Source organism: Campylobacter sp. CNRCH_2007_0968H (assembly GCF_025773245.1).
In the GTDB taxonomy this organism is placed as follows: domain Bacteria; phylum Campylobacterota; class Campylobacteria; order Campylobacterales; family Campylobacteraceae; genus Campylobacter_D; species Campylobacter_D lari_D.
Window position 1 is genome coordinate 1 of record NZ_JAKMTQ010000033.1, and the last position, 2,352, is coordinate 2,352.

Here is a 2,352-nt window from a genome sequence, read left to right on the forward strand (position 1 = left end):
GTGGGAGATGAATTTACCTTTACCAGATAGGTATGATTTTATATTTATAAGTAGTCATGGCACAGGAGAAAAAGCATTCCAAGAAATGTTAGCACGTTGTGATAATTTAAAAATATTGCAAAAAAACAAATGGTATGATAATGGTAGAGATAGGTATAAAGCTTTTTATAGTGATCTTATTGTTAATGATATCACAAAGCGTTGTATTCCAATTATTGAATGTAATTTTCCGTATTATAAAAGATATTTACACATGTTTAACAAAAAAGTTTCATTAGTATGCTTAACAAGAGATCCAATAAAAATGGTTGCTAGTACATATAATTATAAAATGATAAGGGATAAAAATATATTGCATTTTAGCAATATAAATGAAAATAATGATATTTTTAACAATTTTTTTTACTCTACAACTAATTCTCAATCGATTATTGATTTAACAGATTTAAAAAAAAGGATTGTTCATCAAAGGACCATAACTGATAATATGAGATTTACTTATATTGCAAAAACTCATATCAAAAATTTAAGAAATGTTGAGAGAATATATTATGTAGATTCTTCTGAAATAAATCCATCTAAAGGATATTTAAAACTAAAGCAATTAGGAGAAAATCTTGGATTTGAAGTTCCTATGAATAATGCATTAATTGATGGGGTAAATTTCACACATTTTTTAAGATTTATATTTGATATTGATAAGCCAATTGTATACATACACTATCTAGATCATAACAGTAGTTTAAAAATTTTTATTTATCATATGTATCAAGTCACGCAAAAAAAAGATATTACATATTTATTTAATTTACAACAATATGATAAAGCAATGCACAGTATTTTTATATGTAGTGAAGCAAAAGATTATGATATATTGATAAAAAACAATGAAATTCAAGAGGAAATTTACAACAAATTATCGCTATTTTTTAATAAAATAAATGACTATATAGACTTATTAAGGAAAATATCAATAAATGAAGATGATATTTTAAAAGTATATAGTGAGGATAAGCAGACATATACTGCTTTTAGAGAGTTAATTGAATATGAATTTGAGGATATATTTAAAAAGAAAATTGATATTTTAGAAAAATGGAAATACTACTTAAGATTTATGAAATTATATAGCAAAGGAGATTAAAATGTACAATATTGTGTTAGCCGCTGATAATAATTACATTAAATATGTTGCAGTTGTTTTATCAAGTATTATTAAAAATACAAAAGAAAATGAGAAATTTGCAAGTGAAAAATATATTTTTCACATTTTAACAGACGGTATAAGTTTTACTAATCATCAAAAATTAAAGATACTTATAGATTATTTAACTAGTATATATCCATGCGAATTGAAAATTCATATTATAGACGAAAAGCAATTTCAAGATTTTCCAAAAGCTTGGCATGTAAACCATGCTACATATTATAGATTTGAAATTGCGAATATTTTAGGAGCTGAAGTTTCAAAGTGTTTGTATGTTGATGCGGATATTTTGGCATGTGATGATATTAGAGAGGTTTTTTATATTGATTTGAATGATAAAATTGTAGGAGTTGTGACAGATTCATGTTCGCACTTATGTACAAAATTAAAATCAAAAAAGGGTGGATCTGATATTAATTTTAATCCTTTATATTACTTTAATGCTGGTATTATCATGATTGATTTAAATAAATGGAGACAATATAATATTAAACAAAAATGTATTCAAGCTTTTTTAGATTATGATCATGGTGGCTTAGCTGATCAAAGTTATCTTAATATAGCATTAAAAGACTATACATATAAATTACCTTTAAATTGGAATTTGATAGCACCTGAATATATATTGCTACAAGGATATGAGAGACATTATGTCTGTAAGTGTTTAGATGAAAGTAAAGAATATAATTTAGCTTATACAAGAGATGAATTTAATGATGCACTGAATAGAAAAAAAATAGTTCATTTTTGTGCTGCAAAACCTTGGTGGAATTTATATTATAAAAATACTAGGGTGGAGTTTAATGAGAGAAAATTATGGTGGGATATTGCACTAAATTTGGAAGGTTTTCAAGATGATTTTAGATATTTGAAGTTAAATTTGGAATTAGAATTTATAGATAAAAAATTAAATTCAATAAATAACAATAAAGCTACTCACGCATTAAATGTAATACAAGTTGATTACACAGCAGTATCTCGTGTAAAAAATCAATTATCATATAAAATAGGCCAAGTTGCTTTAATTAGTTCTAAAAATATTCTCGATTTTATATGTATACCTGTATATATTTTTTCTATTATCATTTCTCATCGACAAGATAAAAAAATATATCATAATGCACTTCAAAAGAATCCAAAATTAA

The 2,352-nt window shown here is 24.4% G+C and carries 2 protein-coding genes; both read left to right on the forward strand.

The window, feature by feature from the left end; all coding sequences use genetic code 11:
- Positions 1-7: 7 nt before the first annotated feature.
- Entirely contained in the window at positions 8-1,144 is a 1,137-nt protein-coding gene (locus tag L8Y18_RS08455; RefSeq protein ID WP_263676653.1) for a DUF2972 domain-containing protein, read from the forward strand.
- A 1-nt stretch (position 1,145) separates the two neighbouring features.
- Positions 1,146-2,352: glycosyltransferase family 8 protein (locus L8Y18_RS08460; protein WP_263676654.1), on the forward strand; the 1,207-nt coding region annotated here is incomplete at its 3' end.